This window comes from Staphylococcus sp. IVB6181, assembly GCF_025561445.1.
Classification (GTDB): Bacteria; Bacillota; Bacilli; order Staphylococcales; family Staphylococcaceae; genus Staphylococcus; species Staphylococcus simulans_B.
This window is the reverse complement of sequence record NZ_CP095096.1, coordinates 536733-554905: the sequence shown is the minus strand read 5'-3', so window position 1 is coordinate 554905 and position 18173 is coordinate 536733. Positions and strand designations below refer to the sequence as shown.

The following is an 18173-nucleotide window of genomic DNA, read 5'->3' as shown; positions in this document are numbered from 1 at the left end:
CTTATCACCACTTATTAATGTCTTTAACTTATGTGTTATCAAGTTGTGATATTACCTCATTTGTTACGTTAACATCACTGCTAATATTAGGGTTTTAACCTATAATAGTCAAATACAAACAAAAGTATCTGGTCATCTTTATGATAATCAGATACTTTTGATTCATTTTATTTGATTAGACGAAAGGGCGGGATGTCTGTATTACCTTCATCTTCCTTCGCCGATTTGCCGTTTTGTTCTTCATAGCGATGATTCGCAAGATCAATTAATTTTTGTTTATAGTCTTTACTATGAATGATTTCATCCAAGATGCGGAGTACATCATCGTTTTTCATTCTCTCTACTTTTCCGCGATAGATTTTTTCGTAGACTTGTTCAGGATGAATTTCATCTTCATCTAATAATTCTTCATATAGTTTTTCACCCGGTCTGAGACCGCTGAACTTGATTTCGATATCGCCGTCTTTATAACCGCTTAAGCGAATCAAGTTCTTCGCAAGGTCGACAATCTTCACAGGTTCTCCCATATCCAATACGAAGACCTCTCCGCCTTCTGCAATCGCACCTGCTTGCAATACCAGACGTGCAGCTTCAGGAATGGTCATAAAGTAACGTGTGATTTCAGGGTGCGTTACTGTCACCGGACCGCCGGCTTCGATTTGTTTCTTGAATAATGGAATTACAGAACCGCGTGAACCTAATACGTTGCCGAAACGAACCGCCACAAAGTCTGTTTTGCAGTCTGCTTCATTCATACTTTGTACAATCATTTCTGCAGCACGTTTAGACGCACCCATAACGTTCGGCGGATTAACTGCCTTATCTGTTGAAATCATTACGAATTTAGAAACGCGCGCATTGCGTGCAGCTTCTGCCACATTTTTGGTACCGAGAACATTGTTCTTAATCGCTTCGCTTGGATTGTATTCCATCATCGGTACATGTTTATGTGCCGCTGCGTGATATACCACATAGGGTTGGTAATGCTCGATGATTTTAAACATTCTTGAACGGTCTTGAATATCCGCAATGACCGGCACAATATCGATTTGATCGCCGTATTGCTTTTGAAGTTCTTGGTGAATTAAGTAAATACTGTTTTCACCATGACCTAATAAGATGATACGTGCTGGTGCGAAGCGGCAGACTTGTCGGCAGATTTCTGAACCGATAGAACCGCCTGCGCCGGTAACCATAATTGTTTGATGTGTTAATTCCTTAGAAATCATTTCCATATCTAATTCAACCGGGTCGCGCCCTAACAAGTCTTCCACTTCTACTTTTTTCAGCTGGCTGACTTCTAATTTACCAGACATAACCTCTTCAATATTCGGCATTTTCAATACCGTTGCGCTTAAGTTTTCGCAAATATCATTGATTTCTCTTAGACGCTGTTGTGTTAAAGTCGGAATCGCAATAATGATTTTCTTAATACGATACTTGCGTACTAAGTCCGGAATGTCATCAATGACACCTTGTACTTTAACCCCTTCTGTAATCGTCAATTTTTGTTTTTTCGGATCATCGTCGACTACAACAACAGGTTCTAATCCCATTGTCGGACGTTTCAACATTTGATTCATTAACATTGAACCGCCTTCGCCTGCACCGATGACTAAAGTATTTTGACGCTTCTTGCCTTTTGTCTTCAATGTTCTGCGGAATAAACGCCATGACAGTCTTGAACCGCCGATTAACAACACATGCATCATCCAAGTGATGAAGTACAATCTTAAGAAAGGTCCTTCATGTGTAAAGAAAGGCACAATCAAGATTGTCATCGCCATGGAACAAGTGACCGCTTTGACTATGACGATCATTTCATTGACACTGGCATATTCCCATGCACGGTGATAGAGATTGAACACACTGGCAAAGATATGATGCGAGAAGAGCAATACCAGTGAAGATAGGATAAGCAATGTTAAAGAATAACCGCGGAAATACGGTTCGAGAATTAAGTAACTTAAGAAGACAGAAAATGCGACAATGATGGAGTCGGTCACAAGCAGTAACATCAGCCGCTGTTGTCTTGCTGAAATTTTTGACACTATATTTCACCTCAATTAATTGATCTCTGTCTGAACTAGGTGCCGAATATAAAGTATGTACGTTTGAACAGGAAAAGGTTGGGAATATCTGCCATCCCAACCCGCTGTTCCTCTAAAATGATTATTGATAAACTAGCTGATTATCTAGTTTCAAAGTCATCTTGTGTTAAATCTTCTCTTTTTGTTCGTCTGCGTTGATTTGTATGTTGTGTCTGTTGTTTGCTTGTATGTGATGCAGGGGTTTTAGTCTTCTTCAAAAATTCTCGGATTAATGCGACAATCACCGCAATAATGAAACCTGCGACGAATCCTACAACTGCATTCTTGCCGATACTTGATGAAATTTCTTTCACATCATCGCCTGACTTAGACAAAATATCAATGCCGCCATCTTGCGATAAATCCCCTACTTCTTGTTTAAAGACCTCTGCGGAAGCATCCGCAATTTTCTTAGCGTCTTTTTCACTTTCTGCTGTTGCGGTAAAGTTCAGCACTTGCGAGTTAGGCTGATTGTTGACTTCAACTTTTTCTTTGATAGATTTTGCGTCTTCATCGTTGCCTACTTCCTCTGCCACCTTACCTAATACACGCGGGCTTTTAGCGATATCAGTGTATGTAGCCACAATTTGTGAATCGGCTTGGAACTTCTCAGCCATTGTCAAATCACCTTTATCGCTCTTTTTAATGAGCACTTGTGATGTTGCTTCGAATTTAGGTTGTGCAACAAATGCCGTCAGCACCACACTTAATAAGAGCCCCACAATGGGTAAAATAATCAACCACTTTAAATTGCGTTTGATTATCTCCAATGTTTTTGAAAAATCAAAATTATTATTTTCTTCCATATTGCTTCGTTACCTCCGTAATGCGGAAAATTGAATGCTACATGTCAGAAGCGTTGCTGCTGCTTTGCTTTCACGACGAATCCGACCGCTTGTGATTCATTATAATAGAAAACATTCTAAATGCATTCATATTAATTGAATCGTTGCATAAGTTTTACACTTAATTTACATTCTTTAATCACAATTAATGACAATCGCAATTAAAATCACATCAAATTAAGAATAACGCAACGTCTGCTTCATATCCGCTTCACATTCAATATATAATTCTGCCTTCATCTGCACATCTATTTGTGTCAATTATCAGAAATCAAACGTGCCAGCCTTTCTAGCAAAACAATCTTCCCATCAGAAGACATCATCTGTAATATGGAAACATTCAAAATAAGATCAATACCAGCACCAGCACATAACAGTCCAGACGGCTTTCATGTGCCGAACTCTGTTAGATGACATCTATCCCAGCATGACAGTGCAGCACTGAATTCAATCTTTAAAAACATTAAGTCTCAATAAACTAAATTAAAATATAGGATAAAGTAAAAAGGCAATAGGCTTAAAGTTACCAAAACATTAAATTTCAATGATTTATATTTCAATCATTTGCTCAATCAAAAGGGGTGAGACAAATATTCCAATGATTGTTCAAACAAAGTTCGAATTATTTGTATCATTTTATATTGTAGTAGTCTTTTAATTAGTGTAAAATATCATTGATAACAATTATCAATTAGAAGTATTGGAAGAGGTGTTGATTATGATAGATGCGGCGAACGCAAAAACTGGTTTAACTTATAAGATTATCAATATGCAATTTGATAATACAAAGCTTGCGCACCGTTTAAGCGCACTTGGTTTTACTGTCGGAAGTAAGATTAAAGTACGTCAGAAGTTCTTTATGAAAGGCCCATGCACATTAGAAATGGATGGACAATGTATCGGAATCAGACATTGCGATGCATGCAATATCACTTTGGAGCAAGCTGATGTCTAATACGTATTGTATTGTCGGCAATCCGAATGTCGGCAAAACTACACTCTTCAACGCATTAACCGGTTCTTATGAATATGTAGGAAACTGGAGCGGTGTAACCGTTGAAAAGAAAGTCGGTCTATTAACAGATAAACAAGGCGATTTAGTCGATCTGCCTGGTATTTATGACTTACTCCCTATTTCAAAGGATGAAACTGTCGTTACAGACTACTTGCTGCACGATGATTTCTCGAAAATCATCAATATCGTAGATGCCGTCCAATTAAAGCGCAACCTGCTTTTGACTACACAGCTTATGGAGTTCGGTGCTCCTTTGTTATTATGTCTGAATATGGGCGACGTTGCTGAGAAGCGCGGTATTATGATTGACCGCAATTTATTGATGCGCCGGTTGAAATTACCGATATTGCCGATTGTCGCAATAAGCGGCCAAGGCATCGAAAGCATTTTGGAATTATTAAAAGAAGATACATTATCGACATCACAGCCTCTGAAAATTCCTTATGAACATCACGTAGAACATGCACTTGCTGAAATTCAGCACTATTTAAAACAACATCTAGACCTCCCAGAAAAACGCCATCGTTTCATCGCAGTACAATATCTGCTCGGCAATCCTGCGATTGAACAATTTATCGGCGCTCACAACATCGACGCTTTAAAAGCAATCAGAACGCAGCTTGCACAACAATTAGACTTTTCTATTGTAGACAGCATGCGCCGTTCAAGAACCGAATTTATCGATACCCTCATTGAAGATGTTATTTCACATCCAGATAAAAAGAAACAATACCTTACTGATCGAATCGATAAAATTTTAACGAATAAATATGTCGGCATCCCGATTTTCCTTGTAATTATGTGGCTGATTTTCCAAGCGACATTCTCATGGATAGGCACGCCGTTATCCGATCAGCTCGACGCATTTATCGGTGGTACGTTTACCGATTGGATCAATCAAGGTATGAATGCTTTAGGACTTTATCCGTTCCTTCATGCCTTAATTACAGATGGTATTATCGCCGGTGTAGGTGCAGTACTCGTCTTTGTACCGCAAATCTTAATATTATTCTTCTTCATCTCTGTATTAGAAGATTCAGGCTACATGGCACGTATTGCATTAATCATGGATAAAATTATGGAAGGTTTAGGTTTGAACGGCAAATCGTTCATCCCTATGATTATCGGCTTCGGCTGTAATGTGCCGGGTGTTATGGCAACACGTTCGATTGAACAAGAGAAAGAACGCCTGACAACGATATTAATTACTCCATTTATGTCATGTTCGGCACGTCTTCCGGTATATGCCCTATTTGTCGGTGTATTCTTTAAGACTCACCAAGCATTGATTGTCTTAAGCCTTTATGTCATCGGTATTGTCGTTGCTTTAATCGTCAGCTTTGTGATGACGAAAACAATTTTGAAAAAAGAAAACTCAGTCTTTGTGATTGAATTGCCGCCGTATCGTCTGCCTTCTGCGAAAACATTATGGAGAAGTACTTGGGAAAAAGCAAAAGGCTTTGTGAAAAAAGCAGGTACATTTATCTTCGGCGGTTCTGTTGTCATTTGGCTGTTAAACTATGCAGGCCCAGGAGGTTTCGGTGTAGATGTGGATCAAAGTTTCTTGCATTTAATCGGGGCAGCGATTGCGCCATTATTAATTCCATTAGGCTTTAGTTCATGGCAGACCAGCGCTACATTAATCCCAGGCTTCTTAGCTAAAGAGGTTGTTGTAAGTGCTATGGCTATCATTTACGCAGTAGACAGCCAAGGTTTGACTAATATGATTGCGAGCCATTTCACACCTGCATCTGCTTATGCATTTATGTTGTTTATCTTATTGTACATTCCGTGTCTATCCACTGTTGCGGCCATTCGAAAAGAAACCGTCTCATGGAAATGGACAGCCATCGCAACGCTTTATCCGATTGCGATCGCCTACATCCTTGCATTCGTATTCTATCAAGCAAGCCAACTCTTTAGTTAAGGAGCAATCAATATGACATTATTAATCAATGGTATTATTCTACTACTCATTTTAGGCTATGCGGCATTTACAATTATCCGCTTCTTCAAGAAATCCAAACAAGGCAAATGCGCAGCTTGCGAAATCAATAAAGGCTGCGGACATTCCATGCCGAAAGCCATGAAAAAACATCAAAACAAAGCATCATAATCCAGCAGCACACGTACTAGACTATGGACGTGTGCTGTTTTTGCATCCTACTATCTTTTATTATAAGATAGTTGACAAAGAACAGAAAATAGACTATCTTACATTATAAGATAGTTAAACTTTCCTCTATCTTAACGAGGTGACATTATGACAATTTCTAATCAAATGATGAAAGGCTTATTGGATGGCGCTATTTTAGCTTTAATTGCACAAGGTGAAACTTACGGTTATGAAATACTTGAGAAGCTGAAAGAGAAAAATTTCCCTGAGATCAGCGACGGCAGTATTTATCCTGTCCTACTGCGTTTAAGCAAAAAAGCATACATCCAAAGCGAAACACGCAAATCTGACACCGGTGGTCCAAGAAGAAAATACTACACGATTACACAAGAAGGACAAGCAGAACTCGACAACTTCAGAAATAAATGGTTTGCGCTCAACCAAGGTATGAATAATCTATTAAGGAGTGACAAAGATGTTAAGTAAAGAAGCAGAATCATTCTTGATGAAACTGCGTATTACATTAATGGAACGCGGAAAAGATGACCAATCCATTAATGAAATCGAAGATGAACTCAGAGACCATTTAACTGAAGCAGAAGCACATGGGCATAGCGTTGATGATGTGACAGGCGGTTCTGTTGAACATTACATTAACCAAATTTCGCAAGAAGTCCCAAAAGATCATAAATGGAAACGCCTTATTGCGATGATTGTAGGCATTTTATTTATTATCACTATACTCCCCGACTTCTTTTCCGGCAGCTTTGCGCTGACACTCGGAAAACTGATTCACTTTATCATAGTGCTTGCGACAGGAATAATAAGTTGGAAATTAATAAAATATTATGTTGTGAAATGGGGCAGCGTATTGAATCCGGATGACCCTTTACCCGCTAAATTCTATATTTTCAGCGTGATTAACGGTATCGTGATAATGGCAGTGCTCTTAGGAAGTGTTTTCCTTTCAAAACACTTCAAACTCTACACATTTATGGTTCTATCTCCTAAAACAAGTTTCATTACCGGTTGCTTTATTGCTTTACTCGGAATAATTATTGCTGCTGTCTTCAAATATTGGCAATTAGCTCTTGTTATTATTATCGTCGTATTACCATCTATCATTACTCAAGCTATCTACGGTACAACACAATCTAAGGCAGCTGCGACAACAGATGCATGGTTAACCCTTTCATGTTTTCTTTTGTTCATGATAATCAGCTTTATATATATATGAAATATGTTGCTAAAGATGAGCATGAAAAATAAACCAAAGGATTTAAATGTCCTTTGGTTTATTTTTACGCATAACTGTATTCATGTATTTTCTTCAAACGGTCGACTTCTACTGCACAGACATGCTGATGGGTTAAATCAACAAGCGAGAGTCGTTTGCCGTGTCCTGCACCTGTATCGATATCAATCGTATGTGCTTCGACATGAATACGATGCTTCTTAGCACCATATCGTCTTGTAGGTACATGGCCGTGTACGACGCATTTTCCTTTAATCTTGCGTGACAGTTTTGCATCAGATTCAAAGCCTGTCACTTCTGTGATCTTTTGTTTGGATAAACATTTTTTGGGATTCACGCCGGCATGTACAAAAAGATAGTGATCAATCTTAGCCATACTGTCAAACTCTTTTAATACGGATTTCCATTTGCGTTTGCGTTTCTCTTTAGACTTCATCCAGCGGACATCATGATTCCCCAGCAAGACAATTGCGCCTTCATTATGTAACTGCTGCACCATTTTAAGTGTTCCTGCAGAATCCGGACCGTTATTTACATAGTCACCGAGTAATACCAATTGGTCTCGTTTAGGATTATAGTCTACATATTCAAGTAATTTGGCCAAGGCTTCTCCATGGCCATGAATGTCTGATGATACTAATAGTCTGCCCTTCATGATGACAGAGTGCCCCTCCTTTTTTCGAACTTCCCCTTCAAGAATACTGCTTGTCTATAGTATACCTAATATTTTGCAATTTGTTTCTTAATTTTTTGTAAAATTGATAGGTTTAGAAATTAATTGGCGGTTGTGAATTTAAATTCTTAAAATAGACATAGTGGTCTGTCCATTCTCCGTTTTCAAATAAGAATTGTTCACGTGTACATTCGTATCTGAATCCCGCTTTTTCTAATAAACCGATAGACGGTTCATTACCGATATTGACATGTGCTTCAATACGATGGTATTTTAAACGACGCTCCGCAATTTTCAACATCGCTGCTAATGCTTCATAACCATAGCCTTGTCTCCAAAATTGATTATGTATCGCATAACCGCATTCAGCCCACTGAAAATATTGGCGCGACAAAGTCACAACATCTAAGTTGCCGATATGTACTCCATCTGATTTACGGAAAATACCAAAAATATAAATATCATCTGCTTTTAACAAGCGTTGATGTTTTTCTATCAGCTGCTTGTACCATTTCCTTGTACAAACAGACATATCCAACTTTCCTTCATCATATGGATTTTGTGATACATCTCTGCCGCAAAAACCTTTCATCCACATGTCATAATCTTTTTCTTCCAGCGGTCGAATCACTAACCGCTCGGTCTCTTCAGACAAATATTCAAATTCCATACCTTCACTTCTTTCTATTTTTATCAGGCACTACCCTTTTAATGTCTAAACGTTTCAAAAAGTGTTATATTATATGTGAATAATCTAACAACAACTCTTAAAGGGAGGGCTTTTTATGTCATTTAAAGAATATGTACAAGACGTTATCGAAACAGTCAAACACATGCGTTTCGGTTCTAAAAACGGTATTATCATGATTGTTTCAGCTATCGCATTAAGCGCAATCACAACACCTATTATCGGTCTGCCATTAGCAGCTTGGATCGGATACTACCTAGAAAAAAACGGCAAATAATATTAAGTGCGATAAGCAATTGTTCAGCGTTTGAGTAATAAGAAGAAGGAAGTGGAAACTGTATTTTAGTTTTTACGCCCTTCGCCTTATTATCGAAAACGCTATTGCTTAGAGCCGGATAGCATTAAGTGCGATAAGCAATTGTTCAGTGTTATTGCACACAGATGATAAACATATCCCCTGATAGTTTTAGTATCAGAGGATATGTTTTCATTTTTGCAGTTCTAATAATTCGCTGGTCATACGGCGTGTAGCTTGGTAGGCTTGTTGATAAATTTTGAAGTATGACTCATATGCCATATGACGTTTCAAATCAGGTTGGAAGGTTTTAGCATAATGAATAAAGGCTTTTGCGCAGTCTTTGAGTGTCGGATACCAGCCTAAACTGTATGCGGCTAACATTGCTGCTCCCATGCTTGGTCCTTCTTCATGTTTAAGTTTATAGATTTCCGCATTAAAGACATCGGCTTGAAGCTGAAGCCAGAAATCATTTTTTGCACCGCCGCCTGTTGAGACAATCTTAGTCACATTTCTTCCGATACTGCGTAAATAAATCAGAGAATCATATAAAGAATACGTAATACCTTCGACAACTGCACGGCCGAAATCACCGCGAGTATGGCTGCTTGTAATACCGATAAAGCTGCCTCGAATGGAAGCATCGCCATGCGGTGTACGTTCACCGACTAAGTAAGGTGTGAAAATCAAACCATGGGCACCGATATCAGATGCTTTGGCGTCCTCCATCAATGTATTAAAGTCATCGTCAGGATAGAATTCGCGCTTGAACCAACTTAAACTGTGACCAGCACTGAGTGTCACGCCCATTAAATAGTTTACATCCGGTACAGCATGATTCATTAAATGAATTTTATGGCCATACCCCTCTGCTTCTCCCATCGGTTCACAGATTAATAACACACCGGACGTTCCGATACTGCAAATCGCATCATTCGGTCTGATGACACCTGAACCTAGTGCAGCACAAGCATTATCCGCACCCCCTGCAAATACTGGAACGTCTTCTGTGAGATTCAACTCTTTCTTCAACGCTTCTGTAAGGCTGCCTGCTTGATCATGTGATTGAAGCAGATCTGGATAGATATGGTCCGGAATATCAAACGCAGCACCTAATGCTTTATCCCATTGTTTCGTTTGCGGTTTCAATAACATTGTCGCTGCTGCATCCGAATATTCTGTATGTACTTCGCCTGTTAAACTATAGCGCAAATAGTCTTTCGGCAGCATAAATATATCGAGTTGCGACCATAATTCTGGCTCATTTTGTTTTACCCATAGTAATTTTGTCAGCGTAAAACCTTCTACGACCGGGTTGCCTAGCACTTGTTCGCCGTATTTTGCTTTGATTTGTTCGCATTGCGGTGTTGTACGTGTATCGTTCCATAGAATCGCTCTTCTTAATGGCTTCCCATCTTGATTAATCATCACAAGTCCATGCATTTGTCCTGAGAATGAAATGCCTTTAATCTCATGCTTTGTGACGGCTTCTTGTTTGAGTAAATGTTTTAATCCTAAAACAGCTGCGTCATGCCATTCTGTCGGATCTTGTTCTGAATAACCCGGGTACGGTTGATAAAGTTTAAGCGGTTCGCTTTGTGTGCCGATGACGTTGCCCGAGCGGTCAACTGCAATCAGTTTAATTGCGCTCGTACCTAAGTCGATTCCTATTACCGCTTCTTTTGTCATATACATCTTCCTTTCTCTGTGATAAACGATAGGTTTATTGTAATATCATGAAAAGAATTGTCTCTGTCTTAATTGATTATAGTATATCGCTTTTTCAACAATAAATATATTAAAGTTGTCATAAAATGTGATGTTAAACGTACAAGTACACGATAAGAATAGACAACATTTGCGAAAAGAATCCATTCAAAAAACACACGAGCAAAATCAGCCCGTGTGTTTGTATATATTTCTATTATGAGTTCCATAATTCCGCTAAACCTTGGAATGATAAGAACCCTGTCACAATTGTTACGAGTACAGCAAGTACACCGAATAATAACATCCAAGTCGGATGTTTGTAGTCGCCGACAATTGATTTTTTCTTACTTGCGATTAAAATAACACCTAATGTAATTGGTAAGATTAAACCGTTTAATGCACCTGCGATGATTAATAGTTTAACTGGTTTACCGATTAATAAGAATGTAATTGTAGAAACTACAATGAAAATAATCACAATGATATTACTGCGTTTCATAAGTGATTTGCTTAATGTTTTCAAGAACGTTGCACTTGTGTATGCTGAACCGATAACAGAAGATAAAGCGGCAGCGAATAATACGATACCGAAGATATTCTTGCCGATTGGTCCAAGTGCATGTTCGAATACTGATGCTGGCGGGTTCTCAGGGTTTAATGCAACACCTGTTGCGACAACACCTAATACTGCTAAGAATAAAAGTCCGCGCATAACACCTGTTGTTAAAATACCAGCGATCGCTGAATGGTTAACGAAAGGCAGATAGTGTTTGCCTTTGATACCTGAGTCCAAGATTCTGTGGGCACCAGCGAATGTGATGTATCCGCCTACTGTACCCCCGATTAATGTGATAATCGGCAATACTAATGCGCCTGGTTGTTCAGGCAATACCATTTTCTCAGCTGCTTCTAAGTACGGCGGATTAGATGCCACCATTACATAAGCAGTAATACCAATCATCATTACCCCTAAGATCATTGTAACGAAGTCCATGATTTTTTGACCGCTCTTACTGATAAACACAGCAATCGCCAAGATTGCAGTGATTGCGGCGCCCCATTTGACATCGATGCCGAAGATAGCGTTTAAACCTAAACCGGCACCAGCCACGTTACCAATGTTGAAGGCAAGGCCGCCTATCGCAACCAAGATGGAAATAAAGGTCCCTAATCCTGAAACCATCTTATTTGCGATTTCTTGTCCACGAAGACCTGTTACTACTAAAATACGCCAAATATTAATTTGCGCTCCGATATCAATAATGATTGATAACAAGATCGCAAAAGCGAAACTTGCAGCGAATTGCTGAGTGAAGACTGCAGTTTGTGTTAAGAACGCAGGTCCGATGGCTGATGTCGCCATTAAGAAGACTGACCCTAATAAGAGTCTCTTATGCTCCTTTGTGAACTCGAATTCCGACTTGCCTTGTTTGTTCTCTCCCATATGTTAACCCCCTAATTTCGTAATCGAAATACCTTCTTTCGTTAATCTTTCTCTGATTTTCGACACGAATTCCAATGCATGTGCCCCATCGCCATGCACGCAAATTGTATCTGCTTTTAAATCAATTTCTTTACCTGTTTTCGAAGTGACTTTATTTTCTTTAACCATCTTAACTGCTTGTTCAATTGCTTCTTCAGTATCTGTTAAGACTGCGTCTGATTCTTTACGGCTGACTAATTGGCCGTCTTCTTCATAACGTCTGTCCGCAAACACTTCATTGGCTGCTTTTAAGCCTACAGCTTCTGCTTCAGATACTAATAATGTATTAGATAAGCCGACTAAGATGAGTGATGGGTCCACGTCATATACCGCTTGTGCGATTGCGTGTGCAATATCTTTGTCACGCGCACCCATGTTGTATAAGGCACCATGTGGTTTCACATGATTGATTTTGACATCGTGTATACGGCAGAATGCGGATAACGCACCGATTTGATATGCCACAAGTGTGTAAATCTCATCTAGCGATAAATCCATTTTGCGTCGGCCGAAGCCTTGCAAATCATTAAAGCCAGGGTGTGCACCAATGCCGACACCATGTTCTTTTGCCAGTTTAACTGTTTCATGCATCACATTTTCATCGCCTGCGTGAAAACCGCAAGCAATGTTTGCTGAAGTAATCAGCGGAATAATTTGATGGTCTCCGCCGAATGAATAATTACCGAATGCTTCGCCTAAATCACAATTTAAATCTACTTGCATTTTAAGAAGCCCCCTTAATAATATGATGACGATCTAAGAATTTGATATCGACATCTTTTGCATCTCCTTCTGCGTAAGCTGGATAAGATAATACCGCATATAAGAAGTCTGCAGTTGTTGTGAAACCGTCAATCACCATTTCATCTAATGTTGCTTTCAATTTGTTAATCGCATGTGTACGGTCAGCACCTTTAACAATCACTTTTGCGACAAGCGAATCGTAATAAGGTGATACCACATAGCCAGGATATAACAATGAATCGACACGCACATTAAAACCTTGAGGCAAGTGCAGCCCTTTCACTTTGCCTGGTGAAGGTTGGAATTTGCGTTCTGGATTTTCAGCGTTGATACGTGCTTCAATCACGTGGCCTGTAAAGTGAATATCTTCTTGGCTGAACGGTAATGTGCCGCTCTTCCATAAGTCTAATTGTGCTTTTAACAAGTCGCGGTCTGCACGCATTTCAGTTACTGTATGCTCTACTTGGATACGTGCGTTCATTTCGATAAAGTAGTACGCATCATCTGTTACTAAGAATTCGATTGTCCCAGCACTGCGGTAATTTGAAGCTCTTGCGACTTTAACCGCATCTTCACAGATTTTAGTACGTTTTTCTTCAGTTAATGCTGCACATGGTGATTCTTCAATCAATTTTTGGTTTTTACGTTGTACTGAACAGTCACGTTCGCCTAAGTGAACGTAGTTGTCTTTACCGTCACCGATAACTTGTATCTCTACGTGCTTAGCAACCGGGATAAAGGCTTCCACATAAATACGATCGTCGCCGAAGTATTTTTCGCCTTCGCTTTGTGCCTCTTTGAAAGATTTCTCTAGATCTTTCGGATCTTTTACGATACGGATACCTTTACCTCCGCCGCCGCTTGCGGCTTTAAGTACAACCGGATAACCGATATCTTTTGCGATTTCTTCAATCTCTTCTACAGAATGCACAGCACCGATAGAACCAGGAATAATTGGAACGTCTGCAGATTCAACTGTCTGACGTGCAGTGATTTTATCACCCATCATTTCCATCGTACGTTTTGTCGGACCGATAAAGTAAATATCATTCTCTTCTACTTTTTGCGCAAACTCAGAGCTTTCTGATAAGAATCCATAACCTGGATGGATGGCATTGGCCCCTGTAATTTCTGCTGCTGCGATGATACGAGGAATATTTAAATAGCTGTCTAACGGATTCGCTTCGCCAATACAGATGGCTTCGTCTGCAAGACTCACATGCAGACTTTTTTCGTCTCCTTTCGCATATACGGCTACAGTTTCCACTCCAGCTTCGCGGCATGCACGAATGATTCGTACTGCGATTTCACCTCTATTTGCAATTAAACAACGATACATGATAATTTCTCACCCCTTTACTTAACTTCAATTAATGCCTGGTCATATTCGACATTCGTGCCGTGATCTACTAAGATATCTGCCACTTCGCCGTCGACTTCGCTTGCCACTTCGTTCATCACTTTCATTGCTTCGATATAGCCGATAACATCGCCTTTTTGAATTTTATCTCCGACTTTAACTAAAGGTTCTGTTAATTCTTTTGTATCTTGCAAGAAGAATGTACCTACCATCGGCGCATTGACAGTTTCGCCTGATGCTTGTTCAGCACCTTGAGACTGCTCTGCTTGAGCTTCTGGTGCAGGGTTAGATGTCGCATGTGTTTGGACCTGTGTTGCCGGCTGTGCTTGTTGCGGCGCTGAGAAATCCAATTCGATTTCATGTGCTTCATCTTTATATTTGAATTTATTGACTTTGTTCTCTTTTACTAAGTTAATTAAATCTTTAATCTCTTCTAATTTCATGATTGATCCCCCTCTAATAATTCGCTGATACGTCTTGACGTTGTTCTCATTTCCCGAATGTCAAACAACGGTTCTTTATCTACTGCTTCTAAAGCAGCTTCAAAGCCTTTATTATAGTCTGCTAAATGCTGAATTGCTTCTTCAACAGTTACCCATTCAAAATTCACTTTTTGACCGGGTTTCTTTTGTGCTAGTACACTTAAATCAGATTGGCATACTGTCGCAATTTTTGTGTAACCGCCGACAGTCTGCTTATCATTCATTAATACAATCGGGTTACCATCATTTGGAACTTGTACACTGCCGAGTGCTACAGGTTCTGAAATGATATCCGCACTGTTTTTCGGCGGAATTGAAGGTCCTTTCAATCTGAAGCCCATACGGTCTGACTGTTCAGAAATCTCGAAGGGTTCTGAAACAAGCCCTTCATGGCTTTCGTCCGGAAAGCTTTCATATTGCGGTCCTTCTACTACTCTGATTGCATCTGTATCTTCGTGAATCAAGTCTAAGTCGCTGGCAAATCCCACATGTTTGCGATAGTCGTCATTATATTGAACAGGAACCATATCGCCTTTCTTCAATGCACGGCCATGGAAGCCGCCCATTTTTGTACGTGTATGTGTCGCATAGCTTCCAGCTACTTCAGGCACATCAATCGGATGACCGAAGAATAAATAACCGCGGGCACCTTTAATTGACGCATTTAAAGCCAGTACATCGCCTTTATAGACTTGTACTACTGTTTGATGCGGAAACGGATTGCCGTTGAGTGTCGCATTAAACTCAACTCCTGCAATCACAACTGTATTATCTTCTAAGAATTGAAGTGTCGGTCCGATAATTGTTGCTTCGATTGCTGGTCCGTTATTGCCGATTAATTGGCGGCCTAAGCGGTAACTGTATCTGTCTAATGCGCCTGCACTTGAGAAACCTTCTTTTTGATAGCCGTAACGTCCGATATCTTGGATTGTTGAAAACAGTCCAGGTTTTTCTATTCTAATGCTCATCTTGAATTGTCACCCATCTTTCTATGTCAAAATCAGGATCATATTTCTTTTCAATAATTTCATCATACGTTTCTTGCGAAATCTGATAGAACTGAATATTGTCTCCTGCTTCGTAAAGTGTCATCGGTTCACGATCCAAGTCGAACACATCTAACGGTGTGCGGCCGATAATCTGCCATCCGCCTGGCGAATCTTTCGGATACAAGCCTGTTTGATTTTTCGCAATTCCTACAGAGCCTGCATCGATACGAACTCTAGGTTCATCCCTTCTCGGTGTATACAGACGCTCATCTAATCCCCCGAGATATGGGAAACCAGGCATGAAACCTAGCATGTAAATTAAATAAGTCGGTGCTGTATGTAATTGAATCACTTCTTCTACCGACAGATTGTTGTGTTTGGCAACTTCTTCTAAATCTGGTCCGTATTTACCCCCATAAATTACCGGAATACGTACCACTTTAGAACTTTCTGAAGTTTCGATATCACTGATATCCAGTGTATCCAGCTTCAAATCTTCAATAAGCGATTTCGCATCCGTTTTACGGTCATCAAAATGAATCATAACCGCACGGTAAGAAAGTACAATTTCATTAATCGCATCATGTGCTAAGCGCTCAAGATAAACGACCAATTGTTGTACTTTCTTAAACGTTTTCGGATCGATGCGCGATTCGAATCGAACCAAAATCGCTTGTTCGCTGATGATTTGGTAATTCATCACATAGCCTCCCCTTTGAATTTCGGTGACTGCAGCCCATCTGAATGATGACGTCACCCCATTGTTTATTAAAGAAAGAAAGCACAATGCCTAGTACGTTCTTTCCTTTATTTATTAACTTGACCGCATCAACCGATAGCTCTATCGATCATGCAGTCAATTTCATTCAATCCCGTTATCTCTTTGTGTTGTATTTCGTTTTTTTATTGTTGACTTTACCTATAGGCAAAATAATCAACAAATCCAATTATAACATCTCTGATACATGCAAATCGATTAAGAAGGATATTAAATTTATTTTAATTCTTAATTGATATTGAAATATTTCTAATTATTGTGTCAGCTCACTAAAAGTGCAAAAGTATTTTGACAATTCCTTTGAAAGCCTTTCCATGCATATTGTTATAATATAATACATAATCCGCTAAAGTAAAAGTCTTTTTTTGAAATAGTTTCTCACTTTAAATTGAGTCCCATTTGGTAGTGCTTGATATAACAGGATTTGCGCTGTTTTTCTCTCGATAAAAAAATTATTATTTTTCTACTGAAAGTTAGATTAGCCAAGGAATCTGAAAATTTCTTTGTCATACAATTTGAGCACTTTCATGCAGATGAAGTGCGCAATATGAGCGACGATAAAAGGTACCACAAAGAATGCGACAATAATTAATGCTAATTTCACAAAGATCAAATCTGTTTCTAAAAATCGCAACGCATTAATCGGACCTACTAAACCAATGATACCGAAACCTGCAGATTCTTTTGTACCGCCGATGCCGATAAAGCTTGCGACAATACCTGAAATAGCAGCAGTAAAGGTAATCGGAATCAACATCATAGGATAGCGCACCATATTCGGCAGCATCATTTTCACGCCGCCTAATAAAATTGTAACCGGTACGCCAAAACGATTGACCTTTAATGTACCGATGACTAATACTGCTTCAGCTGCAGTAATACCGATAGACGCAGAACCTGCGGCTAAACCGCTGATACCGATGTCCATAGATGTCGCAACTGTCGAAATCGGAGAAATGATAATGATACTATAAGCAATTGCAATCAGCATACACATCAATATCGGCTGCATTTCTGTAAAAGTATTGATCATATTGCCGATACCTGTTGTAACTAATTGTACATATGGCAGCGTCTGCAAGGCAATAAACCCTGTAATGACTGCCACAAACGTTGGTAAGATGATTAAGTTCAAACTGCCGAAGCGTTCGCCGATCAAAAGAATCAAAAGTGATGCAATAGAAGCCGCAAGCATTGTATTGATCAAGTCTCCAATACCAGTAATGACCCAAGCACCCTCTTTAAATTGTACAGCGCCGCTCCCGATAAACGATGCTGAAGCTACAACCGCTATCCCTAACGGTGTAAAGTTGAATCGATGTGCAACCAAAGCACCTACAAGCATAGGTACAGCAAACTGAATAGCTGTCGTAATCTGCAAGAAAGTTTGCGCCACTTTAAAATGCGGTGCCAACGCTTTTAAAATCTCACCTAACACCGCATTAGGAACCAGCCCAGCAATAATCGCAAAGGCCACCCCATTTAAGACATTATATAAAAAAGTTTTCACAGTAACCTTTGTACCAGGTCGTGTCATATTGCTAGCTGTCATTTATTTTCCCCCTATCGATTAATTTGAATTAGAATTATTTCTTAATATTCTGATAATTCTAATATCTAATCAATATAAAGTCAATAACTATTCAAATT

General features: G+C 39.5%; 18 protein-coding genes. 6 read left to right on the top strand and 12 right to left on the bottom strand.

Translation table 11 applies throughout. The features are described from left to right. Positions 1 to 167: 167 nt before the first annotated feature. Together MUA90_RS02385 and MUA90_RS02380 are read right to left on the bottom strand one after the other, a co-directional pair. Positions 168 to 2051 carry a polysaccharide biosynthesis protein gene (locus tag MUA90_RS02385; RefSeq protein WP_262588093.1) on the bottom strand — a complete coding sequence of 628 codons (1884 nt, stop codon included), beginning with the start codon at positions 2049 to 2051 and terminating at the stop codon, positions 168 to 170. Between the two features lie 140 nt (positions 2052 to 2191). Beyond that, positions 2192 to 2896, bottom strand: coding sequence for a YveK family protein (locus MUA90_RS02380; RefSeq protein ID WP_105994652.1), 705 nt, complete (start codon positions 2894 to 2896; stop codon positions 2192 to 2194). A 757-nt stretch (positions 2897 to 3653) separates the two neighbouring features. Here MUA90_RS02380 and MUA90_RS02375 point away from each other — a divergent pair. From MUA90_RS02375 to MUA90_RS02355, 5 genes are all read left to right on the top strand, one after another. Then, on the top strand, positions 3654 to 3890 hold the full coding sequence (locus tag MUA90_RS02375) for a FeoA family protein (protein ID WP_105994653.1): 237 nt from the start codon (positions 3654 to 3656) through the stop codon (positions 3888 to 3890). Further along, positions 3883 to 5877 carry a ferrous iron transport protein B gene (feoB, locus tag MUA90_RS02370; protein ID WP_262588091.1) on the top strand — a complete coding sequence of 665 codons (1995 nt, stop codon included), beginning with the start codon at positions 3883 to 3885 and terminating at the stop codon, positions 5875 to 5877. Before MUA90_RS02375 ends, feoB begins: the two co-directional genes overlap by 8 nt. A gap of 12 nt (positions 5878 to 5889) precedes the next feature. Next, a complete protein-coding gene (locus tag MUA90_RS02365; RefSeq protein ID WP_105994655.1) occupies positions 5890 to 6066 on the top strand; it encodes a FeoB-associated Cys-rich membrane protein in 177 nt (58 codons plus the stop codon). Between the two features lie 147 nt (positions 6067 to 6213). After that, positions 6214 to 6552, top strand: coding sequence for a PadR family transcriptional regulator (locus MUA90_RS02360; protein WP_114604511.1), 339 nt, complete (start codon positions 6214 to 6216; stop codon positions 6550 to 6552). Further along, positions 6542 to 7303 (top strand): hypothetical protein, encoded by a 762-nt coding sequence (locus MUA90_RS02355; protein ID WP_262588089.1) that lies wholly within the window; start codon positions 6542 to 6544, stop codon positions 7301 to 7303. Before MUA90_RS02360 ends, MUA90_RS02355 begins: the two co-directional genes overlap by 11 nt. A 64-nt stretch (positions 7304 to 7367) precedes the next feature. Here MUA90_RS02355 and MUA90_RS02350 read toward each other — a convergent pair whose 3' ends face one another. Both MUA90_RS02350 and MUA90_RS02345 read right to left on the bottom strand, forming a co-directional pair. Then, positions 7368 to 7976 (bottom strand): metallophosphoesterase, encoded by a 609-nt coding sequence (locus tag MUA90_RS02350; RefSeq protein ID WP_262588088.1) that lies wholly within the window; start codon positions 7974 to 7976, stop codon positions 7368 to 7370. Positions 7977 to 8088: 112 nt separating this feature from the next. Continuing rightward, positions 8089 to 8664: a GNAT family N-acetyltransferase gene (locus tag MUA90_RS02345; RefSeq protein WP_262588086.1), complete on the bottom strand. Its 576-nt coding sequence runs from the start codon at positions 8662 to 8664 to the stop codon at positions 8089 to 8091. A gap of 115 nt (positions 8665 to 8779) precedes the next feature. Between MUA90_RS02345 and MUA90_RS02340 the strand changes: the two genes are divergently transcribed. Further along, positions 8780 to 8959, top strand: coding sequence for a VraH family peptide resistance protein (locus MUA90_RS02340; protein ID WP_105994660.1), 180 nt, complete (start codon positions 8780 to 8782; stop codon positions 8957 to 8959). Between the two features lie 210 nt (positions 8960 to 9169). Here the strand turns inward: MUA90_RS02340 and xylB are convergent, their stop codons facing one another. From xylB to MUA90_RS02300, 8 genes are all read right to left on the bottom strand, one after another. Next, the gene (xylB, locus tag MUA90_RS02335; protein ID WP_262588085.1) at positions 9170 to 10666 is read right to left on the bottom strand and encodes a xylulokinase; all 1497 of its coding nucleotides are present in this window, start codon (positions 10664 to 10666) and stop codon (positions 9170 to 9172) included. Between the two features lie 235 nt (positions 10667 to 10901). Continuing rightward, positions 10902 to 12131, bottom strand: coding sequence for an NRAMP family divalent metal transporter (locus tag MUA90_RS02330; RefSeq protein WP_262588084.1), 1230 nt, complete (start codon positions 12129 to 12131; stop codon positions 10902 to 10904). A 3-nt stretch (positions 12132 to 12134) separates the two neighbouring features. Next, positions 12135 to 12893, bottom strand: a complete 759-nt coding sequence (pxpA, locus tag MUA90_RS02325; RefSeq protein ID WP_262588083.1) for a 5-oxoprolinase subunit PxpA — start codon at positions 12891 to 12893, stop codon at positions 12135 to 12137. Between the two features lies 1 nt (position 12894). Next, positions 12895 to 14253, bottom strand: coding sequence for an acetyl-CoA carboxylase biotin carboxylase subunit (locus tag MUA90_RS02320; RefSeq protein ID WP_262588081.1), 1359 nt, complete (start codon positions 14251 to 14253; stop codon positions 12895 to 12897). Between the two features lie 17 nt (positions 14254 to 14270). Continuing rightward, complete coding sequence (gene accB, locus MUA90_RS02315; protein WP_262588080.1) at positions 14271 to 14717, bottom strand: acetyl-CoA carboxylase biotin carboxyl carrier protein; 447 nt, start codon at positions 14715 to 14717, stop codon at positions 14271 to 14273. Further along, positions 14714 to 15724 carry a 5-oxoprolinase subunit C family protein gene (locus tag MUA90_RS02310; RefSeq protein ID WP_262588079.1) on the bottom strand — a complete coding sequence of 337 codons (1011 nt, stop codon included), beginning with the start codon at positions 15722 to 15724 and terminating at the stop codon, positions 14714 to 14716. The genes accB and MUA90_RS02310 overlap by 4 nt, the downstream gene beginning before the upstream one ends. Next, entirely contained in the window at positions 15714 to 16445 is a 732-nt protein-coding gene (gene pxpB / locus MUA90_RS02305) for a 5-oxoprolinase subunit PxpB (protein ID WP_262588078.1), read from the bottom strand. Before pxpB ends, MUA90_RS02310 begins: the two co-directional genes overlap by 11 nt. A gap of 556 nt (positions 16446 to 17001) precedes the next feature. Then, positions 17002 to 18075, bottom strand: a complete 1074-nt coding sequence (locus tag MUA90_RS02300; RefSeq protein ID WP_398577366.1) for a PTS sugar transporter subunit IIC — start codon at positions 18073 to 18075, stop codon at positions 17002 to 17004. Between the last annotated feature and the right edge of the window lie 98 nt (positions 18076 to 18173).